The sequence below is a fragment of the Enterobacter pseudoroggenkampii genome (assembly GCF_026420145.1).
GTDB classification, from domain to species: Bacteria; Pseudomonadota; Gammaproteobacteria; order Enterobacterales; family Enterobacteriaceae; genus Enterobacter; species Enterobacter pseudoroggenkampii.
The window spans coordinates 2,120,585-2,144,969 of the sequence record NZ_JAPMLV010000001.1 but is presented as its reverse complement, the minus strand read 5'-3'; the positions used below and the strand labels follow the sequence as shown (position 1 = coordinate 2,144,969).

The window sequence follows — 24,385 nt, the reverse complement described above, 5'->3', positions numbered from 1 at the left end:
TAGTTATTAAAGATGCTGTTTTGTATTTTCAGTAATAGCAATTTAACGCTTTTATTGAGGCGCTAAATTAAAAAATGATGATGTTTTTATATTGCGCTTTTGGATGCCATAACTATTGATCGGGATCAAAAAAACAGAATTGCAGCGTTATTTTTATGCTTTTATTAATAACCACTCAGGCGTATGTGGGTATTGCGTATTTTATGAGTAAATTTTATCATTCTTGTAACATTTTTACCTTTTGTTATTTTCTATTGTATTGATTTTAAATGATTTTAATGTGTTTCGGTGAAATGGTTTTACCATTGATTATTTAACGAATTTTAAATTATTGTGAATGACTGAATTACATCCGCTAACACCAATGTGTTATTTGTGTTATTGCAGGGATTAAATAGTTTTTTAACTAACGTAATAACTTTAGAAACTAAAAAAATCATTATATTAATATCATGACATCGGCAAATAACGACGAACTAAAAAACCAATCCGATAACGAATTCTTAATTTTTAAAGTTTGGAGTTTCTATTATGAGCACTAACGAACGCATTCTTAGCCCCTTCACATTACCGAATGGTACTGAACTGAAAAACCGTTTGTTAATGGCCCCTATGACCACCTGTACCGGCTATTACGACGGCACCGTTACCAGTGAACTGGTGGAGTACTATCGTGCCCGTTCCGGCAGTATCGGCACCATCATTGTGGAGTGCTGCTTCGTCGACGATCTCGGCCTTGCCTTCCCGGGCGCAATCGGTATTGATAATGACGAGAAAATTGCCGGGCTGGCGAAAATCGCAGAGGCCATTAAGTCCAAAGGCTCTAAGGCGCTGCTGCAGATCTACCACGGCGGCCGCATGGTTGACCCGAAACTGATTGGTGGCCGTACCCCGGTTGGCCCGAGCGCCGTAGCTGCGCCGCGTGAAGGTGCCGCAACGCCAGTAGCTCTGACCGCTGAAGAAGTGGAAGGCATGATCGGCAAGTTTGGTGAGGCCGTGCGCCGCGCCATCCAGGCCGGTTTCGACGGCGTGGAAATCCACGGGGCGAATACCTATCTGATTCAGCAGTTTTACTCACCGAATTCAAACCAGCGCGATGACGAGTGGGGCGGCAGCCGCGATAACCGCGCGAAGTTCCCGCTGGCGGTGCTGGATATCACCCATAAGATGGTGCGCCAGTACGCGGACGACGCGTTTATTATTGGCTACCGCTTCTCCCCTGAAGAGATGGAAATCCCGGGCATCCGCTTTGACGACACCATGTACCTGCTGGAAAAGCTGGCGGCACGCGGCGTGGACTACCTGCACTTCTCCGTCGGCGCGACCCTGCGTCCTTCCATTGTCGACACCCAGGACCCGACGCCGCTTATCGAAAAATACTGCGCGATGCGTTCTGAAACGCTGGCGCAGGTTCCGGTCATGGGCGTGGGCGGCGTGGTGAATGCTTCAGACGTGAATGAAGCGCTTGACCACGGTTACGACCTGATTGCCGTGGGCCGCGCCACCATCGCTTATCCGGACTGGACAGACCGCATCGCGGCTGGCGAAAGCCTTGAGCTGTTTATGGACAGCACCAAACGCGAGGCGCTGAACATTCCTGAACCGCTGTGGCGCTTCTCGCTGGTAGAAGCGATGATCCGCGACATGAGCATGGGCGAATCCAAATTCAAACCGGGTACCTTTGCTGAGAAAGTGCAGGATGACGCTAACGAACTGGTGATTAACGTCAGCCTGGAAACCGACCGTATTGCGGACATCGAGCTGGCCTCTGGCCCGAGTGAAGACGTTGAGTTTGTGACCAGCTTTGAAGAGATCCGTACCCGCATTCTGGACGCTAATACCCCGCACGTGGATGCCATCACCGGTGCAACCAGCCAGAGTGAAGCGGTGAAGAAAGCGGTCTCTAAAGCGATGCTGAAGTCCAGCAAGGCGCTGGCAGCGGAAGAGGGCGTTGACCCGAATGAAACCCGCAGCGTGGATGTGGTGGTTGTCGGCAGCGGCGGCGCCGGTCTGGCGGCGGCGATTCAGGCGCACGACGAAGGCGCGAGCGTGCTGATTGTCGAGAAAATGCCAACCATCGGCGGGAACACCATTAAAGCCTCTGCCGGTATGAATGCCGCCGAAACCCGCTTCCAGCGCGTGAAGGGCATTCAGGACAGCAAAGAGCTGTTCTACCAGGAAAGCCTGAAAGGCGGCGGCAACAAGAACAACCCGGAACTGCTGCGCCGCTTTGTCGAGAACGCGCCACAGGCAATTGAGTGGCTGGCAACCCGCGGCATTATGCTGAACGACATCACTACCACCGGCGGGATGAGCATCGACCGTACTCACCGTCCAAAAGACGGTTCTGCGGTGGGCGGTTACCTGATTAGCGGCCTGGTGCGTAACGTCAACAAACGCAACATCGAGGTGATGCTGGATACTTCCGTCAGCGACATTCTCTTCGAGAACGGCGAAGTGACCGGCGTACGTCTGACCACTGAAGAGAACGAAACCGTCACCGTGGCAGCGAAAAGCGTGATTGTGGCAACCGGCGGCTTCAGCGCCAACAGCCAGATGGTTGTGAAATACCGTCCGGATCTGGAAGGGTTCGTCACCACCAACCACAAAGGGGCTACCGGCGGCGGCATCGCGCTGCTGGAACGCATCGGGGCGGGCACTGTGGATATGGGCGAAATCCAAATTCACCCAACCGTCGAGCAGAAAACCTCGTACCTGATTTCCGAATCCATCCGCGGCGGCGGGGCGATTCTGGTCAATCAGAAAGGGGAGCGCTTCTACAACGAAATGTCGACCCGCGATAAAGTCTCGGCATCAATCATCGCGCTGCCGGAGAAATACGCTTACATCGTCTTTGACGAGCACGTACGCGCCAAAAACAAAGCCGCGGATGAGTACATTGCCAAAGGCTTCGTGACCAGCGCCAGCTCGCCTAAAGCCCTGGCAGAAGCGCTCGGCATGGATTACCACGCTTTCCTCGCGACCCTGGAACGTTACAACGGTTTCGTTGAGAAACAGCACGATGACGATTTTGGTCGTACCACCGCACTGCGTGCACCGATCAACGAAGGGCCGTTCTACGCCATTCAGATTGCGCCGGGCGTGCACCACACCATGGGCGGCGTGACCATCAACACCGAAACCTGCGTGCTGGACAGCAACCACAACGTGCTGCCAGGGGCGTTTGCGGCCGGTGAAGTGGTCGGCGGGATCCACGGCGGCAACCGTATCGGCGGTAACGCGGTGGCAGATATCATTATTTTTGGTACCCTTGCAGGACATCAGGCGGCTCTGCGTTCGAAAAAGAGGTAAGGCACCTGCTATGTAGGCCGGATGCGCGCAGCGCTATCCGGCATTTTCCCCGGCGGCGCGGTGCTTGCCGGGGCTACATCTGAGGACTCATACCATGCCTGATAGCCATCGCGTTTACAGCTACTCCGCCGTCCTGATGGGCTCACCCATCCTCCTGAAGCTCTTCTCCCATGACGAAGCCCTCGCGTCCCGCGTGTTTCGCCTGATCAAACAGTACGAAGACCTGCTTACCGTTAACCGCGCGCACTCGCAGGTGATGGATATCAATCACGCGGCCGGCCAGCATCCGGTTACCGTCAGCCGACCGGTGTTTGAGCTGATCCGCTGTGCAAAAGCGGCAAGCCTGCTCAAGGACAGCGCCTTTAATCTGGCGATCGGTCCGCTGGTGAAGCGCTGGAAGATTGGTTTTCAGGGGGACAGCGTTCCGCCTGCCGATGAAATCGCGTCGCTGCTGGCGATGACCCGCCCAGAGGATGTTCTCCTTGATGAGGCCAGCAGCAGCGTGTTTCTGACCCGGGCGGGGATGGAGATCGATCTGGGGGCCATCGCCAAAGGCTATATCGCCGACAGGGTGCGTGATTACCTTCGTAAAGAGGGGGCTGAGCTGGGGCTGATCAACCTTGGCGGAAACATCCAGACGTTAGGCTCGCCGGAAGGCGGCTGGGGCGTGGGGCTGAAAAAACCGTTCGCCGGTGACGCGCTGATCGGCACGATGACCGTAGAGAACCTGTCCGTCGTGACGTCGGGAACGTACGAGCGCTACTTCGAACAAAACGGCAGGCGCTATCACCACATTCTCGATCCGCGCACCGGGTATCCGCTGGACAACGAACTGGACAGCGTGACGATTATTTCGAAAGACTCCATCGACGGTGATATCTGGACCACGTTGATGTACGGCATGGGCGTGGAGAAGGGCTGTGCCGTCCTGCGCGCGCGCCCCGATATTGAAGCCATCTTTGTGACCAAAACAAAAGAAGTGGTGATCTCCTCGATGCACCACTTCCGCTTTACTCTGCTGGATAACGACTACCGCGTTACTGACAGTATTGCTTGAGCAGGCCGGTTTGCTCCGGCTGGAGACGGTAGCGATACACCGGCCGGCCGGTGGCGCCGTAATGAATGCTGGTGAACAGAATATTGATTTGCGCGAGCCAAATCAGGTACTTACGGCAGGACACGCGGGAAATATTGACGGCGTTTGCCAGGTCATCGGTAGAAAACTCCGTCTCCGGGTGAGCGTCAATCCACTGGCAAATCGTGCGCAGCGTTTGCGGCGTTAACCCCTTCGGCAGCTTTTTACTGTCGGCCAGTTCCGGCGCCCCGCCGTGGATCAGCCGGTCGACGTCGGCCTGCTCATAATACTGGTGCGAACCCATCAGATTGTGCTTTGCCTTCCAGCCGTTCAGCGCCTCTTCAAAGCGGGGGAACTGGAACGGCTTGATCAGATAATCCACCACGCCGTAATGAATGGAGGTCTGGATCGTGGCGGCGTCGGCAGCGGACGAGATCATAATCACATCGATTGGGCGACCGGATGCGCGAATAACGGGCAGCAGATCCAGACCGTTATCCTGCTGCATATAGACATCCAGCAGCACCAGATCGACAGGCTGCCCGGGGTTATTAATGATGGCCTCGGCCTGGTTTAGCGTGGAGGCGACGCCGCAGCAGCTAAAACCTTCAACACGGTTGACATACAGACGGTTGAGGTCGGCTACCATGGCGTCATCATCGACAATTAATACATTTATCACGCGATATTCCTCTCGCTATCCCAGGGGATGTGAACAAAAAATTGGGTAAATACGCCTGGCTCAGACTCGACGGTGATATCGCCGCCGAGGTTCTGGATTTGCTGGCGAGCAAGGAACAGCCCAACGCCGCGGTTTTCACCTTTTGTTGAGAAGCCCTTGGTAAAAATAGACTCCAGCTGAGCGGGATCAATGCCGGGGCCATCGTCGCTGACTTCACAGCTTAGCCAGCCATTCTGATAATGCAGCAGCAGGCCGATCTCACCTTCCTGCTGTCCTTCCATCGCGTCAAGCGCGTTTTCAATGAGGTTACCCAGCGCGGTGATCAGCACCGCGACCTGCTCTTCACTCGCTGTATCCGGTATCTGGCATTCATCTGCCAGCGTCAGGGTGACGCCCGCTTCTTTCGCCCGGTTGATTTTACCCAGCAGGAACCCGGCGATAACCGGGGATTTTACCTTGCTCTGTATCGTACCGATATCCGTCTGGTAATTTTGTGCCGTCTGCAGGATGTACTCTTCCAGCTTGTCGTAGCGCTTCATGTGCAGCAGGCCCAGGATCACATGCAGTTTATTCATAAACTCGTGCGTATGGCTGCGCAGGGCGTCGACGTAGTTGACCATGCCATCAATACGCTGCATCAGCTGGCTGATTTCCGTTTTATCACGGAAGGTGGTGATGGCGCCGATCACCCGATCCTGACTTTTAACGGGCACCATATTGCACAGCAACAGACGCCCGTTACAGCTGATCTCCTGATCCTGGCGCGCGACGCCCGTCTTTGAGACTTCACGCAGGCTGGCCAGCAGGGGCGCGCTGGCGTTTTCGGTCTGCTTGCCGGAGGGGAGAAGCAATATTTCTCTGGCGGTCTGGTTGATCATCGTCACCCGTCCGTGAATATCGACGGCCAGCACCCCCTCCCGAAGCGACTGTAGCATCGCCTGACGTTGTTCGAACAGGGCGGAAATTTCGTAAGGTTCGAGTCCGAACAGGATGCGTTTCAGTACCCGCACCAGGCCCCAAATTGCCATGGAGCTCATAAAAATACTGAATAAAATGGTCCAGACGGCGTTTAGCCGCCCGCGGGCAATTTGCTCTTCAACCTTATTCAGGGAGATACCGACCACCACCACGCCGATCTGCTCGTGCTGGCCGTCGTAGACGGGCGTAAAAACGCGCAGCGCTTCGGCGAGCGCGCCCCGGTTAACCGATACGTTCTCTTTGCCTTCCAGCGCGGGGGTTAAATCATCGCCGATAAAATGCAGCCCCAGCAGCGCCTCGTTCGGGTGTGAATAGCGGATCCCGCGCATATCGGTGACCACGGTGAACAGCAGATCGTTTCGTTTTGTCACCGCCTGGGCGATGGGCTGAATAATATTCTCCTGCGGTGCCTGCATCAGGCCGCGCTGTATCTCGGGGCTGTCGGCGAGGGTGCGGGCAATGCCGAGCGCAGTGTCTTTAACATCATCGCGGGTCGCCCGGGTGATTTGTACGGAGTAGAGCGCAAAGACCACCAGCAGCACAGAGGCAATAATCGCGCACACCATCAACGTGACCAGCGTGTTCAGTTTCATGGGGCGCTTGCGCGTCGAAAGGAAAGGCTGCAAATCGCTCATCAACACTCCGCGATGATTAAGAAAGGGGTAATTATCGCCGATGACGCGCTTTTCTTAAAGCCATGTAAAGGCGTGGATTTGGTCCTCTTTTCGTGACCCTCCTCGCAGGTCATCTATATAAAACACTTTATAGTGTGTGGGTACTCATAATAAGGAGGCTGTTTATGAGCATTATGCTTACCGGTTCGGTCAAGGAAAGACGGCACGCCAGCACGATGAATATTGATAGATTGTCCACGCTGGACATGCTGAAAGTCATTCACCAGGATGATGCACTCATTTCTGCTGCGATTACCCCCTGTTTACCTACTCTCACCCGCGTGGTGGACAACGCCGCCGCGACGCTCAGCCACGGCGGTCGACTGGTCATCGTTGGCGCTGGGCCGTCAGGGCGCATTGCGCAACAGGTTGCCGATGATTATGCGCCGGGCAAAACCCCGGTGGTGGCCGTTACGGCACAAGAAGGTGAAGGGAGCTACGAGCGCGGCGTTGCCGATTTGCAGGCCATCAAGTTTGGTGAACACGATATGATGCTGGCCGTGACCGTCAGCGGAAAAACGCCGTGGGTCTGGGGGGCAATGCGCCATGCGTGGTCGCTGGGTTCACCGGTCGCCATTATTACCGGTGATGCGCAAAGTGAAGCTGCACAGCTGGCGAGCATGGTTATCGCTCCGGAGCTGGGGGCCGACGTCGTCGCAGGCTATCTCAACACCAAAGCGGGGATTGCGCAGAAAATGATCCTCTCGATGATCGCCACCGGGCTGGCCGTCCGAACCGGACGGGTTTACAGCAACTTGCGGGTGGATCTTGAGGCAGGCACAACCAAATGGGCTGAACGACAAATCGCGATTGTGATGGAAGCGGGGGGATGCAGCAGGACGGAGGCAAAAGCCGCGCTGGAGAGCTGTAACCATCACTGTAAAACGGCGGTATTGATGGTGCTGACTGGGCTGGATGCGTGGAAAGCCCATGAACTGCTGGCGCAGAATAACGGGTTTATCCGCGTGGCGCTGCAGGAAGCGCCGTAATATAAAGTGAAGATATAAAAAAGGCCGCAATTGCGGCCTTTGATATTTTTGGAGATTAGAACTGGTAGGTCATGCCTACGCCAACGATGTCATCGGTGGAAATACCATTGGCTTCGTAGAAGCTATCATCGTTGTCCAGCATGTTGATTTTGTAGTCAACATAGGTAGAGAAATTCTTGTTAAAGCTGTAGGTCATACCCAGGTCGATATAGTTAACCAGGTCCATGTCGCCATGTTGACCCTGAGGGTTGCTGGCGTTGCCTGGATAAGTCATGTCCTTGCCCCTGGAGTAAACCCATGCCAGGGATGGACGCAGGCCGAAGTCGAACTGGTACTGTGCTACCGCTTCGAAGTTCTGAGTCTGATCTGCAATACCATAATCACCGTATGGCGTCATGTTGCGGGTTTCAGCATACATCATCGCCAGGTAGACGTTATTGGCATCATATTTCGCACCAATGGTCCATGCTTCTGCTGTTTTACCGCTGGCAAAGCGCGCATTATTCACCCCCGCAGCTTCTTGTGCGTTAGTACGGTCAGAAGACGAGTACGCAGCACCCAGGCTCAGGCCGGAGAGATCGCCAGAGAAGTCATAAGAGGTAGACATGCCGAAGCCGTCGCCGTTCTGGAAGCGTACGTCTTTATGACCGTTTTTCGTGCCTTCCTGATCTTCTGTTGCATCCTGGCCTTCGTTCGCGCCCTGATACTGCAGCGCGAAATTCAGCCCCTCAACCAGGCCGAAGAAATCCTGGTTACGGTAAGTTGCCAGACCGTTCGCACGACCGTTCATAAAGTTATCGGTCCATGTGTAAGAGTCACCGCCAAATACAGGCAGCATATCGGTCCAGGCTTCAACGTCGTACACGACGCCGTAATTACGGCCATAATCAAATGAACCGTATTCGCCATATTTCAGGCCAGCGTATGCCAGACGGTTAAAGGATTTGTCACCCGCGCCTTCGGTATCGTTAGCGTAGGTTTTGTATTCCCACTGGCCGTAACCGATCAGGTCGTTAGCGATCTGGGTTTCGCCTTTGAAACCAATCTGCACATAGGTTTCGTCACCGTCGTCGCCAGGGTTGTCAGAGAAGGTGTGACGCGCATCGACTTTGCCGTACAGGTCAACTTTGTTGCCGTTTTTGTTGTACATCTCAGCCGCATTTGCTGCGCCTGCCATTAATAACGCGGGTACCAGAATTGCCAGAACTTTTCTTTTCATTATATATTCCCTTAAAAGATAATTTATATGAATATATGTAATCACTCTCCGTAATTACAGGGTCGATACTATTCCAGAAGATGTTATTTAGTTTCAAAAATAAATGTAATTAAATTCGATGAAATATTGCTAAATATTTCTATTAATCTCTTTATTATTCAAGTGAATTAATTCATTGAATTTATATGGTGTAATTATTGTTAAGTATTTCGGAATTCTATTTTTAAATTGTTTTAATTCAGCTATTTTATATTTCATTCTCATTAAACAAACAGGACATGACGATGGAACTTGCCCGGTGGCAGCACAGATTTGAGCGCTGGCTCGAGGAAAACCACAGCACCGACGATACCGCACATGACATTTCGCATTTTCGACGGGTCTGGATGACGGCGCAAAAAATCATGGTTCACCACACGGTGGAGCCGCTGGTGATCCTGACCGCATGCTATTTTCACGATATTGTCAGCCTGCCGAAAAACCATCCCGAACGCAGCCGGTCATCAGAGCTGGCAGCACGCAAGACGGGTGACATTCTGCGCCGCGACTTCCCGGACTTTCCGCCAGAGCACGCTGCCGCCGTTGCGCACGCGATTGAGGCACACAGCTTCAGCGCCGGGATTGCGCCGCAGAGTATGGAAGCCAAAATTGTGCAGGATGCTGACCGGCTGGAAGCGTTAGGCGCTATTGGCCTGGCGCGCGTCTTTGCCGTCTCGGGCGCGCTGGGCGTGCCGCTTTTTTACGCCGACGATCCCTTTGCCGATGCGCGTCCCCTCGACGACCGTGCGTTTGCCCTCGACCATTTTCAGACCAAGCTGTTGAGATTGCCTGATACAATGCAAACGGAAATGGGCCGCGAGCTGGCACGTCACAATGCCGATTTCCTGATCCAGTTTATGGCGAAACTCAGCGCCGAATTACACGGCGACTGCATCGGGCTGGATAGCCAGGTGTTGAACCGCTTCCGTCGCAGTTTGCGCAACTGAACTGTGGTAATCTGTTCCCAGTCTTTATTCTCCGGTTAAAAGAATGCAGGAAAATCGATCAGTGACAGAGCCCGCGCCCGCGCAGGCTGAGAAATCAACGGCAACGGTGCAGGCCTTACTGCGCCAGCTGTTGGATATCTATGATGCTAAAACGCTGGCCAGTCTGCTGGTGGCGCACGGCGAGAGCCACTGGAGCCCGGCGATCCTTAAACGTCTGCTGACCAGCGACCGCGCAGGGCGTCGCCTGAGTGAAGGCGAATTTCGTTATCTGCAAAACCTGCTTCCGCGTCCTTCTGCCGCGCACCCGAACTATGCCTTCCGGTTTATCGATCTGTTTGCCGGTATCGGCGGCATCCGACACGGTTTTGAAGCCATCGGTGGACAGTGCGTGTTTACCAGCGAGTGGAACAAGCACGCCGTGCGCACCTACAAGGCAAACTGGTACTGCGATCCGCACGAGCATCACTTCAACGCGGATATCCGCGATGTCACCCTGAGCCATAAAAGCGGCGTGAGCGATGAGCAGGCCGCCGAGCACATTCGCCAGACGATCCCGGCGCATGACGTGCTGCTGGCGGGCTTCCCGTGTCAGCCGTTCTCGCTGGCCGGCGTCTCCAAAAAGAATGCGCTTGGACGCGCCCACGGTTTCGCCTGTGATACCCAGGGAACGCTGTTTTTTGACGTGGCGCGCATTATTGACGCCCGTCGTCCGGCCATTTTTGTACTGGAAAACGTCAAAAACTTAAAAAGCCACGACGGCGGGAAAACCTTCCGCATTATCATGCAAACGCTGGATGAGCTGGGTTATGACGTGGCCGATTCACAGGACATGGGCGCGGACGATCCCAAAATCATTGATGGGAAACATTTCCTGCCCCAGCACCGCGAACGTATCGTGCTGGTGGGTTTCCGCCGCGATCTCAATCTCAAGGGGGATTTCACCCTGCGGGATATCCCGTCTTTGTATCCCGAGCGGCGTCCTACCGTGGCCGACCTGCTGGAACCCGCCGTTGACGCGAAATTTATCCTCACCCCGGTGCTGTGGAAATACCTCTACCGCTATGCCAAGAAACATCAGGCAAAGGGTAACGGCTTCGGTTTTGGGATGGTAAACCCGAACGATCCGCACAGCGTGACCCGCACGCTGTCTGCTCGCTACTACAAAGACGGCGCGGAAATCCTGATCGACAGAGGGTGGGACAAGGCGCTGGGTGAAAAAGATTTTGACGATCCGCATAATCAGCGTCACCGTCCGCGACGCTTAACGCCCCGCGAATGCGCCCGGCTGATGGGCTTTGAAACGCCGCAGGGTTATCGCTTCCGCATTCCGGTCTCGGATACCCAGGCGTACCGCCAGTTTGGTAATTCGGTGGTGGTTCCCGCGTTCGCCGCTGTGGCCAAACTGCTGGCCTCGCGCATCAGACAGGCGGTGGCGCTCCGTCAGGGTGAGGCCGTCAATGACGGATGTTCACGATAAGGCGACGCGCAGCAAAAACATGCGTGCCATCGGCACGCGTGACACCGCCATCGAAAAGCGACTGGCCGGGCTGCTGACGCAGGCGGGGTTTGATTTCCGCGTGCAGGATCCCGCGCTTGCGGGCCGGCCGGATTTCGTCATCGACGCCTGGCAGTGCATCATCTTTACCCACGGCTGTTTCTGGCACCACCACGACTGCTACCTGTTTAAAGTCCCCGCGACGCGCACTGATTTCTGGCTGGATAAGATTGGCAAGAACGTCGAGCGCGACAGGCGGGATCTGACCACGCTGCTGGCGCAGGGCTGGCGGGTGCTGATCGTCTGGGAGTGTGCGCTGAGAGGCAGATTAAAGCTGAACGATGCCGATCTGAGCGAACGGCTGGAAGAGTGGATCTGCGGCGGCGGCCAGACCGCGCAGATCGACACGCAGGGCATTCACCTGCTTACGGTTTATCCACCCCGCAAGGGGTGACGACCGGTTTTGCCGGCAGCAGATATTTGCCCAGCGTGACCAGCACGACGGCAAACACGATGATCCCAAGAGCAATCCATTCCACAGGTGAGAGCGTTTCTCCCCCCAGTCCTGTCCCGAGCAGCACGGCCACGACCGGGTTGACGTAGGCGTAGCTGGTGGCGACAGCCGGGGAGACGTTGCGGATCAGGAACATATAGGCATTAATGGCGATGATAGAGCCAAACAGCGCCAGATACCCTACCGCGAGAAAGCCCGACAGGTCCGGCAGCGCGGTCAGCGTTTCTCCCGTCAGCGCGGAGGCTAGCAGCAGGACAATCCCCGCGGCGAGCATCTCTATCGCGCCTGCCATCATGCCGGTCGGCAGTTCGATACGCGAACCGTAGACGGAACCAAACGCCCAGCTCATCGAGCCAATCAGGATAATCACCGCGCCCCACGGATTCCCGCTCAGGTTACCGCCGCTGTTGAGCAGAACAATGCCGGCCAGGCCAATACCGATCCCCAGCCATTCCAGCTTGCGGGTGCGGATACCGAAAAGGCGGCTAAAGCAGAGGGTAAACAGCGGTACGGTGGCAACGACCACGGCGGCGATCCCGGACGGGACCTTCTGGTGCTCGGCAATCGTCACAAACCCGTTACCCACCGCCAGCAGCAGCAGGCCGATCAGGGCGGCGTTCAGCATCGGGCGCAGCGGGGGAAGCTTATGCCCGCGCAGCAGCAGGAAGGCCAGCAGCAGGATGCCCGCCGAGAGGAAGCGAATGCCCGCCATCATCAGCGGCGGCCAGCTTTCCACGCCGATGCGAATGACAAAGTAGGTTGAACCCCAGATGATGTACAGCGAAAAGAGTGCCCCGATGAGCGGTAGCAGTTGCCGGAAACGCATAATCCCTCACGACGAAATAAAAAGTTCGCTGATAGTAAACGCGAAAACTATCGCGCTGGCGAGCCCTTTAATTGTGTAGCGGATGTGAATTTTTTGTTGACGTCAGGTGCCTGTTTCCGGGTTGGCGCTTTTGCTCCATACTATTCACTTAATTACCAAAAAATGAAGGATTAAGATTTTGGCAGGAAGTAGCTTATTAACATTGCTGGATGATATTGCCACCTTACTGGATGACATTTCAGTGATGGGAAAACTGGCGGCGAAGAAAACCGCAGGCGTGCTGGGAGATGATTTATCGCTTAACGCCCAGCAGGTGAGTGGGGTAAGGGCAAACCGTGAACTGCCGGTGGTGTGGGGCGTAGCAAAAGGCTCCTTCCTGAATAAGGTGATTCTGGTGCCGCTGGCGCTGCTGATCAGCGCATTCATTCCCTGGGCCATCACGCCGTTACTGATGATTGGCGGGGCATTTCTCTGCTTCGAGGGCGTTGAGAAGGTTCTGCACTCCTTTAGCGCGCGCAAGCAGAGCGATACGCCGGAGGTGCGCCAGCAGCGTCTTGAAGCGCTGGCCGCGCAGGATCCGAAAACCTTCGAACGCGATAAGGTCAAAGGCGCCATTCGGACCGACTTTATCCTGTCCGCGGAGATTGTCGCCATTACGCTGGGCATCGTGTCCGACGCTCCGCTCCTGAATCAGGTTCTTATCCTTTCCGGCATCGCCATTCTGGTCACCGTAGGCGTGTACGGCCTGGTGGGACTGATCGTGAAGCTGGACGATATCGGCTACTGGCTGGAGGAGAAATCGAGCGCGGTGGCAAGAGGCATCGGCAAAAGCCTGCTGGTGCTGGCTCCGTGGCTGATGAAGAGTTTGTCGGTAGTGGGCACGCTGGCGATGTTCCTCGTGGGCGGCGGGATCGTGGTTCACGGCATTGCGCCGCTGCACCATGCTATCGAACATTTTTCCTCGACGCAGGGTGCCGTTGTCGCGGCGATTCTGCCCACGCTGCTGAATCTGGTGCTGGGCTTTATCATTGGCGCTATCGTGGTCGCGGCGGTGAAGCTGGTTGAAAAAATACGCGGCACATCGCACTAATTGTTACCCGTTGTGGGATGCAAAAAGACCATTCCTCGTCTAAATTGAAACAGTTTCACCCTGATACAGGAGGCAGGTATGGTCTTTTTGGTCAGTGATGAAGTTAAGCCTAAGAAGGGCGGCCCACGTATGATTGTCACCGGGTATTCCAGCGGAATGGTGGAATGTCGGTGGCACGATGGCTATAGCATCAAGCGGGAAGCATTTCGTGAAGATGAGCTTCAGCCGGGGGACGGGCAGCACCAGCGGGACAAGGCTTAATCACATAACGCCCGGCTTTGCCGGGCGTTTTTATCTCACGTACCGGGTGTAAGGCCGTCATCATGGAGTGTGTGTGCAGCGCGATACCTTTGTTGTAAGACAATCATTTTTGCAATGGCTGCATAAGCGTAGCAATCCGGGGTTGATTGTTAATCTCTGTTTTCTGGTCGTTTTGGTGTTTTCCACGCTTCTGACCTGGCGTGAGGTGGTGGTCCTCGAAGAGGCGTATATCTCCAGCCAACGCAACCATCTGGATACGGTGGCCAGTTCGCTGGACAGGCAGTTACAGAACAGCGTGGACAGGATGCTGTTGTTCCGTCAGGGCATGCGTGATGCAATCCAGACGCCGCTGGCATTTGATGCATTACAGAACGCGGTGTCACGCTTTAACACCGTCCGCACGCTCCCTACCTGGCAGCTTGCCGTTGATAAAAAACGCACCCTTCCCATTAATGGCGTTTCGGACGCGTTCGTCGAAAAAACCACGCTTCTGAATCGTGACGCCGAGCGCCTCAGCCACGAAATTTCTGCCGCGCTCGAAGTGGGGTATCTGCTCAGGCTGGCGTCATCGAGAGCGCAAACGGAAGCGCGCGTGATCTACGTGTCCCGCGCCGGATTTTTCGTTTCCACGGATACACCTGACCAGGCGGGTGATATCACCTCCCGCTATTATCATCTGGTCACGCAGTCCTGGTTTACCCAGCAGTCGGAACGGAACAATCGCACTCGCGCGGTGCGCTGGTTTATCTCTACCCCTTCATCCTGGACCAATGATGAACGTACGATCACCGCCAGCGTTCCCATCTATTTCGATCATTACTGGTATGGCGTCGTGGCGATGGATTTTACGTTGAGCACGATGCAGCGTCTGCTGGCCGATGCGACGGAAGATCGAACGGAGGGGGAGTATCAGCTGTACGATACCCGGCTCAATATGATTGCCACCTCAGCCCACGCGGAAAACGCGGTTAACCATTTTGACGAACGCGAAACGGCGCAGATTGCGCAGGCGATTGAGCACGCTACCGGCGGCGGGATCCGCCTCGGAAGCCGTTTCGTTAGCTGGGAGCGGCTCGATCACTTCGATGGCGTTGTCCTGCGGATCCACACCCTGCACGAAGGAGTGCAGGACGACTTCGGCAGCATCAGTATTGTTCTGGCGCTGCTGTGGGCGCTCTTTACCGCCATGCTGTTGATCTCATGGCTGGTGATCCGTCGGATGGTGAGTAACATGTACACGCTTCAGCACTCGCTCCAGTGGCAGGCCTGGCATGACCCGCTTACCCGGCTGAATAACCGCGGCGCGCTGTTCGATCGCGCCAAATTGCTGGCGGAAACCTGTCGCCAGCAGTCGCTGCCGTTCTCGGTGATTCAGATCGATCTCGACCATTTTAAGAACATCAACGACCGTTTCGGCCATCAGGCCGGTGATAAGGTGCTATCGCATACAGCAGGACTGATTGCCAGCGCGCTACGCAAAAATGATGTGGCAGGGCGTGTAGGCGGGGAAGAGTTTTGCATCGTCCTGCCAGGGATTGGTCTGGAAGAGGCGAGAGGCGTCGCCGAGCGCATTCGCTGCCGGATCGACAGCAAGGAGATCCTGGTGAAGAAGAGCACGACTCTGCGCATCAGCGCATCGCTGGGGGTCAGCAGCGCGGATGAAGCGGGTAACTACGAGTTCGAACAGCTGCAGTCCGTGGCGGATGCCCGGCTGTATCAGGCCAAACAGTGCGGCCGTAACCGGGTCGTCTGGCGGGATTAGGACAGGAAGTGATCCAGTCCCTCCTGCCAGCCCGCGGGGCCGGGCTGCCGGGTGTGATAAACCCGCCCGGGGTTATCGTCCCGTAGCGTGATGCCCTGGCGGTTAATACCCTTGATGACCACCGCGAAGTCAACGCTGTCGAGCAACGGTGCATCATTAGGGCCGTCGCCGAGCCCCAGCGTGGTGGGTTCGATCTCTTCCTGCTCGCGGTACTGCGCAATCAGCCAGTTAACCGCCACGTCCTTACCGCAGCGGGCGTCCAGAATATGCCAGAAGCGCGCTCCCTGCAGACATTTCAGACCGCTGTGCGCCAGCTGCTCTTCAAACTGAACCAGTTTCTCGTCGGTATCGCGCCAGATGAGCGTGACGGATGCTTCATGCTTGCGGGCAAGCGCCGAACGGTAGCGCGTCAGTCCGGTCCACTCGCTAATAACGCGATCGTCCACGTCGTCAAAGGTGGTGAACTTAAAGCCCGTCTGCAGGCGAATGTGTTCGACCCGCGGGCGAATATCCCGGTGCGTCATCCCCCTGATCTGGCGCTGAACCTTCTCCCAACGCACGTCAGGCTGAATTACCGCGCCGTTCTCGGCAATAAACGGCAAGCCTTCCAGGCCCAGATCCTGCTGGATATCCAGCATCTCTGCCGCGGTCTTGCTGCTGCAGAGAATAACCGGTATCTGATCATCCAGTAGCCTGTCCAGCCAGGGCATTGCTGGCTGCCACTCATAGGTATGAATATCCAGCAACGAGCCATCCAGGTCAGAAAAAATCAGCAAGGTATCCCGCAGTGAAGGCATAGTGACTCCCGTGATAGCTGCGTTGCGCTCTAAGAAAATTCCTAAAAAATGACCGAAGTGTTAACAGGAGAAATGGGAACAGTCCCTGGCAAACCCGCATTCGGCGTATGTTATTGCTCATAACAAAAAGCATTATGTTAAAAATATTATATTCATCATAAGAATATATGCTTGTCAGACAAATTCGTTGGGGATAGTGTGGCGTGTACATCAGATTTCCTGGTGTAACGAATTTTCAAGTGCTTCTTGCATAAGCAAGTTTTGATCCCGGTCATCCCCATGACCGGGATTTTTTTCGCCTTACCGATTGGCTTCAGACACGCTAAAGTCGTGAATATCAAGCTCGAAGGCCTCGGCCAGCTCACGATAGGTGTGATAATCCCTTCCGTTAACAATGACGTGGTCCGAATTGTCGTCCGTCCTGCGGACTTCTGACTCACTGATCTCATTGATGGCGGCCAGCAGGGCATCGACATCCACCTCGACTTCGCGCTTGATGGTGTCGCTGTACTCTTTATCGGTCTTCATTGCGGGGTTCCTCATTCAGCCGGGTCCATCGCTAAGTATAGACTGTAGATAAAAACGCCATTCACGCCGGGCGGCGATGTGCGTTTTTGCGTTTTGTTCTACACTGGCTCAAAACCAGAGGAGGAATGTATGAAGGTCAACGATCGGGTAACGGTTAAAACGGACGGTGGGCCACGCCGCCCGGGCGTGGTGCTGGCAATTGAAGAGTTTAGCGAAGGTACAATGTACCTGGTATCACTGGAAGACTACCCGCTCGGCATCTGGTTTTTTAACGAACTGGGGCATCCGGACGGCATTTTTGTTGAGAAAGCTGACTAGCACGGCGTCGGGTAGCACAGCGCGTGCCCGACAACCTCATAGAAGCAAAAATCTCTGGCCAGGCCAGAGATCAAAGGTAGGGTGCACAGGGTCTTAAGCGACTAACGCATGTTGACGAAAATCCCGTTCGTCACATTATCGGTCAGGCGTACCACGTGGTAGATCACTTGCTTATTATGCGTTTTAATTTTCCGTTTAATATTTCCTTTGTGTGACGAAACGGTTTTCGCTTTAATATTCATCTGGTCCGAGATCTGAATAGTTCCTTGTCCCGCCATCCACATTCGCAGCATACTTGATTCAGTCCTGCTTAATGATAGGGTGGGTAAGTTAACCGCTCCTACATTCTTAACTTCTTTATTCAAATAATCACCCAGAATGTCATCCAGCGACTCGGGTTTAATCGATTTAGAACTGATCAATAAATTTTTACGGACCAACAAATACTCATCGAAATGGATATTCGCGATCGCCATAAAAACAATAAACAGGGTTTTAGGATGCTGATTAATGATTTGCTTAATGTGCTGACTGTTGGCTGGATCGTGAATGAAACAGTCCTCATTAATAAACACCACGCCTGGTTTTAGTTCGTCACAAGCGGCTGCGAGTTCGTCAACGGTGTGTGCATCGTTGATGTCTCTCTTTCTTACCCCTCTGCTTGCCAGGTACCCGGTTAACCCTAGCCGGGTGTAGCTGCATAAATCCATAATGATCGTTGACATGGCATACCCTCACTCAATGCGTAACGATAATTCACCATCTGCCTGAGAGCTCAAAACAGCCATACGGGATGGAAAAAAATAATAAACCTGTGAGCATGACAAAGACTTTCAGGCGGACTCACTATCCCGTAAAGTTACGTATAATTTGCCAGGAATCTTCTTAAAGTAAAGTAAATATTAAGTATTGTGAGATGGTTAGAAACAATTAAACCGCGTCAGATATATCCTGGAAGATGTTTTTCGTGTTTTATTTTAGGAATATCCTCAGAAAGACAGTAGCAACAGTGCGGGCTATTATTTACGAGGCAGTTCGCTGACAATATCCGCTAACAAGTTGAATATCTCGCCGAATAAATGTTCACAGAAGGGAGCGATAAGTGGCATCAGTAATGACATTAATAAAATTCCAACCGTCAGCGTCAGCGGAAAACCAATGACAAACACCGAAAGCTGCGGCGCCATTCGGTTCAGTAAACCTAATGCCAGGTTGACGGTCAGCAGCAGGGTGATGATCGGCAGCGCCAGCATCAGCCCGTTCAGGAAGATCAGCCCCGCCGCGCGGGTGAGCGCCAGGAAAGCGTTGCTGTTCACCGGATTTTCGCCAATCGGCAGCGTATGGAACGTATCCACCAGCATGGAGATAAGCCACAGATGGCCGTTGAACGACAGGAACAGCAGCATGGCGAGCAGATCGATAATGCGCGCCAGCACGGGCATGTTGAGATGACTACCGGGATCAACAAACGTGGCGAACGATAACCCCATCTGCAGACCGATCAGTTCCCCTGCGGTACGCACCGCGGCGAAGGCGAGCTGCATGGTAAAGCCGACGGCGACGCCAATCATCACCTGCTGCAGGGCGACCCACACCGCGTTCGCCGAGAAGATCGGAATATCCACAGGGGGGAGAGAGGGCGCGACGATAATGGAGATGATAATGCCCAGCCCCACCTTGACGCGCTTGGGTATCGATTTCTCGCTAAGAATGGGGGCGGTAGAGATCAGTGCCATGATGCGCAGCATCGGCCAGAAATAGACGCCGAGCCACTGAACCCACTGGTCGCTGGTGAAGTGCAGCATCGTCAGGTCAGCCGATGATGTACGGCAGATTGGTAAACAGGTTGCGCATATAGTCCAGCAGCAGGTTCAGCATCCACGGTCCGGCCACGATAATCGCCACGAACACGGCGATGATTTTCGGGATGAACGACAGCGTCATTTCGTTAATCTGCGTGGCGGCCTGCAGAATACTGATAATCAGACCGGTAACCAGCGCGACAAGCAGCAGCGGAGCGGCAACGGCAATCGCGATTTTCATCGCCTCCGTGCCCATCATCATGACCGATTCGGGTGTCATTGCCGTTCCTTAACTGTAGAAACTCTGCGCCAGCGAGCTGACCAAAAGCTGCCAGCCGTCGACCAGTACAAAAAGCATGATCTTAAAGGGCAGGGCAATGGTCGCGGGCGGCACCATCATCATCCCGAGCGCCATCAGGACGCTGGCGATCACCAGGTCGATAATCAGGAACGGAATAAAGATGGTAAAGCCAATCTGGAACGCGGTTTTCAGCTCGCTGGTGACATAGGCAGGCAGAAGAATACGCATTGGCACTGATTCCGGTCCCTGCAGCTCACCGGTGTTGGACAGGCGGGCAAAGAGGGCCAGGTCGGCTTCGCGCGTCTGGCGCAGCATAAATTCTCGCAGCGGCTGCGCGCCTTTATCCAGCGCCTCCTGCATGGATATTTTATCTTCGCTGAACGGCTGGTAGGCGTCGGTATAAATCTTATCGATCACCGGCGACATAATGAAGAAGGTCAAAAACAGTGCCAGCCCAAGCAGAACCTGGTTTGGCGGTGCGGAAGGGGTGCCCAGCGCGTTTCGCAGCAGACCAAAGACGATGATAATGCGGGTGAAGCTGGTCATCATCAGCAGGATGGCCGGAATAAACGTCAGCGAGGTGATGAATACCAGCGTCTGGACCGGAAGGGACCAGCTTTGTCCGCCGCCCGCGAGAGGGGTGGAGACCAGACCGGGCAGCTGTGCATAAACCGCGGGAGCAAACAGGCCAACGCCCGCAAGCGTCAGGGATAACAAACGGCGCATCAGGATCTCCCGGAACGCTTAAGCAAACTCTTCATGACGGACTGAAAATCCGCAGGGGCGTCTGCGCGCTCGTCCACCACAGCAGGGGCGGGCGGCAGTTTATGTAATACGCTGATGTTTGAGGCCGTTACGCCCAGAACCAGACGCGCGTCGTCCACCTCGACGATGACCACGCGTTCGCGTGGCCCCAGCGTGGTGCTGGCGCTGACCTTCAGACCGCGGGCACCGGCGGTTTTACCCGCCAGGCCAAAGCGCTTCGCCAGCCAGGCGGCGATGAGAATAAAGGCAATAATACCGAACAACGCCCCGCTCACCTGGAGCAGAGGCGAGCCGGGAACGGCAGAAGGTTGCGATAGTGTTGCCTGGGTTTTCATGCTTAACGGCTCAGACGACGCATACGTTCAGACGGGGTAATGATATCGGTGATACGTACGCCGTATTTATCGGCCACCACCACCACTTCACCCTGAGCAATCAGATAGCCGTTGATCAGAATATCCAGCGGCTCACCGGCCAGACCGTCAAGGGCTACCACGGAGCCCTGCGTCAGGCGCAGCAGCTCTTTAATGGTCATGCGGGTGCGTCCCAGTTCAACGGTCAGCTTAACCGGGATATCCATAATCAGGTCGATGTCCTGCAGCGTGCCGCTGACATCACCGCCGCCGAGCTGCTGGAATACGGCATCCGCTGCGCTTTTGGCCGGGGTCGCTTTTTGCTCGTTTAACGCGTCAGCCCACAGATCGTCCAGTGCTCCGCTGTTTTCATCGGACGGATTGTTCATGTCACTCATTTGGGCTGTTCCTCATTCAGCGAATTCAAAATCGGGTTGATCAAGTGCTCAACGCGTAACGCATACTGACCGTTAATCGTGCCGTACTGGCTTGTCAGCACGGGGACACCATCCACATGGGCAATAATGCGGTCGGGTTTTTCTATCGGCAAAACATCACCGGGTTGTAATTTCAGGATCTGAGATAACCGCAGCGGGATATCGGCGAAGCTCGCCACCAGCTCAAGCTGCGAATGCTGGACCTGGCGGACCAGGTTCTCACGCCAGTTCTGGTCCTCGTTGCGGGAGTTCTCCAGCGGCGGGTTAACCAGCAGCTCGCGCAGCGGTTCGATCATGCTGAACGGCAGGCAGATGTTGAACTCGCCGGTCAGGTTACCGATCTCCACGTGGAACGGGGTGTTAACGACGATATCGTTCGGGGAGGTGGTGATATTGGTAAATTTCACCTGCATCTCAGAACGGACGTACTCCACTTCCAGCGGGTTAATCGCTTTCCACGCGTCGCTGTAAGACTCCAGCGCCAGCTTCAGCATGCGGTTAATGACGCGCTGTTCGGTGTGGGTGAATTCACGACCTTCTACTTTGGTCGGGAAACGCCCGTCGCCGCCGAACAGGTTATCCACCGCGATGAACACCAGGCTTGGGGAAAACACCACCAGACCGGTGCCGCGCAGCGGCTTCAGATGAATCAGGTTAAGGTTGGTTGGCACCGGCAGGTTGCGGGCAAACTCATGATACGGCTGAATGCGGATCGCACCGACCGTGATATCCGGGCTACGACGCAGCAGGTTAAACAGCCCCATACGGAACTGACGTGCAAAACGTTCGTTAATGATCTCCAGCGCCTGCAGACGTTCACGTACCACGCGACGCTGGGTATTCGGGTCATAGGGACGAATATCGCTATCGCCGCCAATACCCGGTTTAGGATCATCATTGTTATCGCTGTCGCCGTTGAGCAGCGCATCGATTTCTGCCTGAGAAAGAATACTGTCGCCCATGTCGTTACCGCAGAATGAATGCTGTATACAGAACGTCAGTGACTTCCTGCTTAGGTTGGCCGTTTACCAGCGGGGTCGCCAGCGTTTGTTTAATGGCGTCGACCAGCTTTTGCTTACCCACATCGGTGGCCAGCGTCGAAGCGTCCTGACGAGAGAACAGCAGCAGAAGGCGGCTGCGCACTTCCGGAAGGTAATCGTTCAGACGTGAACGAGTGGCTTCATCTTTCAGGCGCAGCGTAATGCCAACATAAAGCACACGATCCGCATCACCCAGATTGACGGTGAAGGTATCCAGCGGGAAGAAAACTGGAGCCGGCGGAGGAGGCGCTTCAGCTTTGGCTGCAGCGGTGGTAGGTTTCTGCTGCATACGCCAGTAACTATAGCCCGCGGTGGCGCAGGCGGCGAGCGTAATCAACACCAGCAGCGGGATCCAGATGGAGCGCTTACTTTTTTTGGTGATAGCGGAGTCAGTCATCTGATACGAGCTTCCTGTTTCGGTACAGCTTAATAAGGTGATTATCCCGTGTCCTGCTGTCGTCAAAGCGTGGAAAAGACGGGGATAATCACGCTACCTCTGGCGTTTAGGCGAAGATGTCTACGGCACTGTTACCGCGTGCGGCGGATTGCAGGGCAGCAGGAACAGGCAGTAGTTCATCGCTCTCTTCATTAAAACCGCCGGCGTTGCCGGAACGCGAAGCCTGGTGCTGCTGCTGGGATGAGGACTGCTGCTGCCCGGCAAAGCTCTCGCTGCTGACGCTGCTCTGCGCAAGCTGAATGCCGTTCTCCGCCAGTGAGGTCCGCAGTACCGGCAGCGCGGCTTCCAGCGCCGCACGAACATGGCTGTGCGCAGAGACCATCTGCAGCTGCGCCTGGTTATCATCCAGCTTAAGCGAAATTTGCACCTGACCCAGATCTTCCGGGTGCAGACGCAGCTCGGCTGTCTGCTGGCCCTGCTTAGTGAACAGGGTGATGTGCTGGCTCAGGGATTGCTGCCATTCGTGGGTGCCCAGAGGCTGGCTTAACACCGGCGCGGTGGCGACGGTGGCGGCCGTCTGACTGGTCACATGGCTGGACATAATCGGTGCCAGGGTAGCCGTTGGGGAGGCTGAGGAGGAGGAACTGGCGAGCTCCTGCTTCTCTGCCGCTGCGGCCAGGGCCGGGGTTGTCGGCGCGTTGCCCGACAGGGCAGGTTCGTGATTTTTAACCTGGCTCTGATAAGGCGTAGAATTCTGCGCTTTATCATGGCTTCCTGCAGGCGCGTTCAGGGACGGTTGGTCCGCACCATTGTGCGAAAGCGTCGCGGAATTCAGCGTTGCGGTGACCGAAACGCCGTCACTGCCCGCCACGCGAGAGGCGGTAGTTTGCTGGTGCGGCAGCATCGCCATCAGGGCGCTCAATCCGGCCAGTTCTTCTTCGCTCAGCTCGCTTTTACCGTCATCCTTGCTGTTTGCCGCATTGAGCGTCTTCAGTGCGTCACCTTTAGACAGCGGAACCAGCCCGGAAACCAGCGTATCAAGCGAGTTGATGGGCGACGTTTCATTGCCATTCAACGCGGTTTGGCGCGAGAGCAGGTCGGCAATTTTGTCCTGCAGGGTGGTATCCCCTTTGGCGTCCTGAGCCACTTTTGACAGCTTACTGCCGGCGGCTTTCAGGTCAGCCAGGGTCAGCGGCGCATCTTTGCCCTTGCCCGTTGCGTCCGATAGGGCGCCCGCCAGCAGAGAGAGAAAGTCCTGTGCACCGTCGGTGCCTTTCCCTGTCTGCGTGCCGCCTGACAGGTCGCTGTCGCTCATCAGCAGTTGTTGCAGTGTGATCATTCCGGTTTCCTCATTGATGCGCGCTGGGCAAACTCATCCATTTTCTTCTGATCCAGACGGTTTTCCGCCAGGGTAGTTGCCGCGATCTGTCGGTCCTGTAAAGTCTGCCAGGCCTGCAGCCGCTGCTTCTTCTCACGCCAGAAATTCAGCGCGGTATCGACTTTCTGGGTCCACTGGTTAAGCTGCTGGCGATGCTGATCTATCGCCTTCTCCAGCGTCTGGATAAACTGCTGATAGTTAATCCAGCGCTGGCTTCCAATGCCCTGTGTCATATCGGTATTGAGGTTGGTGCGATATTCATGCTGATAGTCGATCAACATCTTCAACTGTTCTTCAGCCTGCTGGCACCCGCGTCGCATTGCGCCAAGCTGCAATGCGGCATCATCAACTTCTTTTTCAGCCAGATCTTTCAGCGTTGATAACGCGCTGTTTTGCGCCATGACCT

General features: G+C 55.1%; 25 protein-coding genes and 1 pseudogene. 10 read left to right on the top strand and 16 right to left on the bottom strand.

Features of this window, described 5'->3' with window-relative positions; genetic code table 11:
- The first annotated feature begins 531 nt into the window (after positions 1-531).
- Positions 532-3,312, top strand: a complete 2,781-nt coding sequence (locus OTG14_RS10560) for a flavocytochrome c (protein WP_267215031.1) — start codon at positions 532-534, stop codon at positions 3,310-3,312.
- Between the two features lie 94 nt (positions 3,313-3,406).
- Positions 3,407-4,369, top strand: coding sequence for an FAD:protein FMN transferase (locus OTG14_RS10555; protein ID WP_048990630.1), 963 nt, complete (start codon positions 3,407-3,409; stop codon positions 4,367-4,369).
- Here the strand turns inward: OTG14_RS10555 and dcuR are convergent.
- On the bottom strand, positions 4,350-5,069 hold the full coding sequence (gene dcuR / locus OTG14_RS10550; protein ID WP_023336197.1) for a two-component system response regulator DcuR: 720 nt from the start codon (positions 5,067-5,069) through the stop codon (positions 4,350-4,352). The genes OTG14_RS10555 and dcuR overlap by 20 nt on opposite strands.
- Complete coding sequence (locus OTG14_RS10545) at positions 5,066-6,682, bottom strand: sensor histidine kinase (protein ID WP_048990629.1); 1,617 nt, start codon at positions 6,680-6,682, stop codon at positions 5,066-5,068. Before OTG14_RS10545 ends, dcuR begins: the two co-directional genes overlap by 4 nt.
- Before the next feature lie 164 nt (positions 6,683-6,846).
- Here OTG14_RS10545 and OTG14_RS10540 point away from each other — a divergent pair, with 164 nt between their 5' ends.
- On the top strand, positions 6,847-7,710 hold the full coding sequence (locus OTG14_RS10540; RefSeq protein WP_061714839.1) for an N-acetylmuramic acid 6-phosphate etherase: 864 nt from the start codon (positions 6,847-6,849) through the stop codon (positions 7,708-7,710).
- 55 nt (positions 7,711-7,765) lie between these two features.
- Here the strand turns inward: OTG14_RS10540 and ompC are convergent, their stop codons facing one another.
- Complete coding sequence (ompC, locus tag OTG14_RS10535) at positions 7,766-8,929, bottom strand: porin OmpC (protein ID WP_024909742.1); 1,164 nt, start codon at positions 8,927-8,929, stop codon at positions 7,766-7,768.
- A 284-nt stretch (positions 8,930-9,213) separates the two neighbouring features.
- Here ompC and OTG14_RS10530 point away from each other — a divergent pair, with 284 nt between their 5' ends.
- From OTG14_RS10530 to OTG14_RS10520, 3 genes are all read left to right on the top strand, one after another.
- Complete coding sequence (locus OTG14_RS10530) at positions 9,214-9,915, top strand: phosphohydrolase (RefSeq protein WP_248165094.1); 702 nt, start codon at positions 9,214-9,216, stop codon at positions 9,913-9,915.
- Positions 9,916-9,976: 61 nt separating this feature from the next.
- Positions 9,977-11,392 (top strand): DNA cytosine methyltransferase, encoded by a 1,416-nt coding sequence (locus OTG14_RS10525; protein WP_148769021.1) that lies wholly within the window; start codon positions 9,977-9,979, stop codon positions 11,390-11,392.
- Positions 11,373-11,864 carry a very short patch repair endonuclease gene (locus OTG14_RS10520; RefSeq protein WP_267215030.1) on the top strand — a complete coding sequence of 164 codons (492 nt, stop codon included), beginning with the start codon at positions 11,373-11,375 and terminating at the stop codon, positions 11,862-11,864. The genes OTG14_RS10525 and OTG14_RS10520 overlap by 20 nt, the downstream gene beginning before the upstream one ends.
- On the opposite strand, the gene yedA is transcribed toward OTG14_RS10520, so the two are convergent.
- A complete protein-coding gene (yedA, locus tag OTG14_RS10515) occupies positions 11,836-12,750 on the bottom strand; it encodes a drug/metabolite exporter YedA (protein ID WP_267215029.1) in 915 nt (304 codons plus the stop codon). The two genes, OTG14_RS10520 and yedA, sit on opposite strands and share 29 nt — an antisense overlap.
- A gap of 178 nt (positions 12,751-12,928) precedes the next feature.
- Between yedA and OTG14_RS10510 the strand changes: the two genes are divergently transcribed.
- The 3 genes from OTG14_RS10510 (at position 12,929) to dgcQ (ending at position 15,863) form a co-directional block, all read left to right on the top strand.
- The gene (locus OTG14_RS10510) at positions 12,929-13,840 is read left to right on the top strand and encodes a DUF808 domain-containing protein (protein WP_032646386.1); all 912 of its coding nucleotides are present in this window, start codon (positions 12,929-12,931) and stop codon (positions 13,838-13,840) included.
- A gap of 78 nt (positions 13,841-13,918) precedes the next feature.
- The gene (locus OTG14_RS10505; RefSeq protein ID WP_023618677.1) at positions 13,919-14,101 is read left to right on the top strand and encodes a YodC family protein; all 183 of its coding nucleotides are present in this window, start codon (positions 13,919-13,921) and stop codon (positions 14,099-14,101) included.
- A 73-nt stretch (positions 14,102-14,174) separates the two neighbouring features.
- Complete coding sequence (gene dgcQ / locus OTG14_RS10500; RefSeq protein WP_248272607.1) at positions 14,175-15,863, top strand: cellulose biosynthesis regulator diguanylate cyclase DgcQ; 1,689 nt, start codon at positions 14,175-14,177, stop codon at positions 15,861-15,863.
- Here the strand turns inward: dgcQ and OTG14_RS10495 are convergent.
- Both OTG14_RS10495 and yodD read right to left on the bottom strand, forming a co-directional pair.
- On the bottom strand, positions 15,860-16,660 hold the full coding sequence (locus OTG14_RS10495) for a mannosyl-3-phosphoglycerate phosphatase-related protein (RefSeq protein WP_267215028.1): 801 nt from the start codon (positions 16,658-16,660) through the stop codon (positions 15,860-15,862). The genes dgcQ and OTG14_RS10495 overlap by 4 nt on opposite strands.
- 300 nt (positions 16,661-16,960) lie before the next feature.
- The gene (gene yodD, locus OTG14_RS10490; protein WP_148769029.1) at positions 16,961-17,188 is read right to left on the bottom strand and encodes a YodD family peroxide/acid resistance protein; all 228 of its coding nucleotides are present in this window, start codon (positions 17,186-17,188) and stop codon (positions 16,961-16,963) included.
- A gap of 129 nt (positions 17,189-17,317) precedes the next feature.
- On the opposite strand from yodD, the gene dsrB reads away from it, so the two are divergent.
- Positions 17,318-17,506, top strand: a complete 189-nt coding sequence (dsrB, locus tag OTG14_RS10485) for a protein DsrB (RefSeq protein WP_008500312.1) — start codon at positions 17,318-17,320, stop codon at positions 17,504-17,506.
- A 101-nt stretch (positions 17,507-17,607) separates the two neighbouring features.
- Here dsrB and rcsA read toward each other — a convergent pair whose 3' ends face one another.
- The 10 genes and pseudogenes from rcsA to fliJ all read right to left on the bottom strand — a co-directional run bounded on the left by rcsA (position 17,608) and on the right by fliJ (position 24,380).
- Positions 17,608-18,231: a transcriptional regulator RcsA gene (gene rcsA / locus OTG14_RS10480; RefSeq protein WP_008500313.1), complete on the bottom strand. Its 624-nt coding sequence runs from the start codon at positions 18,229-18,231 to the stop codon at positions 17,608-17,610.
- Between the two features lie 287 nt (positions 18,232-18,518).
- Positions 18,519-19,311, bottom strand: a pseudogene (fliR, locus tag OTG14_RS10475) (flagellar biosynthetic protein FliR); the annotation flags it as partial.
- A 7-nt stretch (positions 19,312-19,318) separates the two neighbouring features.
- A complete protein-coding gene (gene fliQ, locus OTG14_RS10470; RefSeq protein ID WP_008500315.1) occupies positions 19,319-19,588 on the bottom strand; it encodes a flagellar biosynthesis protein FliQ in 270 nt (89 codons plus the stop codon).
- A 9-nt stretch (positions 19,589-19,597) separates the two neighbouring features.
- Positions 19,598-20,335 carry a flagellar type III secretion system pore protein FliP gene (gene fliP, locus OTG14_RS10465; RefSeq protein ID WP_024909733.1) on the bottom strand — a complete coding sequence of 246 codons (738 nt, stop codon included), beginning with the start codon at positions 20,333-20,335 and terminating at the stop codon, positions 19,598-19,600.
- Positions 20,335-20,709, bottom strand: a complete 375-nt coding sequence (fliO, locus tag OTG14_RS10460) for a flagellar biosynthetic protein FliO (RefSeq protein ID WP_032641435.1) — start codon at positions 20,707-20,709, stop codon at positions 20,335-20,337. The genes fliP and fliO overlap by 1 nt, the downstream gene beginning before the upstream one ends.
- Before the next feature lie 2 nt (positions 20,710-20,711).
- Positions 20,712-21,125 carry a flagellar motor switch protein FliN gene (gene fliN, locus OTG14_RS10455; protein WP_008500318.1) on the bottom strand — a complete coding sequence of 138 codons (414 nt, stop codon included), beginning with the start codon at positions 21,123-21,125 and terminating at the stop codon, positions 20,712-20,714.
- Entirely contained in the window at positions 21,122-22,126 is a 1,005-nt protein-coding gene (fliM, locus tag OTG14_RS10450) for a flagellar motor switch protein FliM (RefSeq protein WP_023336184.1), read from the bottom strand. The genes fliN and fliM overlap by 4 nt, the downstream gene beginning before the upstream one ends.
- 4 nt (positions 22,127-22,130) lie before the next feature.
- Entirely contained in the window at positions 22,131-22,601 is a 471-nt protein-coding gene (gene fliL, locus OTG14_RS10445) for a flagellar basal body-associated protein FliL (RefSeq protein WP_024909761.1), read from the bottom strand.
- A gap of 106 nt (positions 22,602-22,707) precedes the next feature.
- Positions 22,708-23,940, bottom strand: a complete 1,233-nt coding sequence (gene fliK, locus OTG14_RS10440) for a flagellar hook length control protein FliK (protein ID WP_267215027.1) — start codon at positions 23,938-23,940, stop codon at positions 22,708-22,710.
- Positions 23,937-24,380, bottom strand: a complete 444-nt coding sequence (gene fliJ, locus OTG14_RS10435; RefSeq protein WP_023312304.1) for a flagellar export protein FliJ — start codon at positions 24,378-24,380, stop codon at positions 23,937-23,939. The genes fliK and fliJ overlap by 4 nt, the downstream gene beginning before the upstream one ends.
- Between the last annotated feature and the right edge of the window lie 5 nt (positions 24,381-24,385).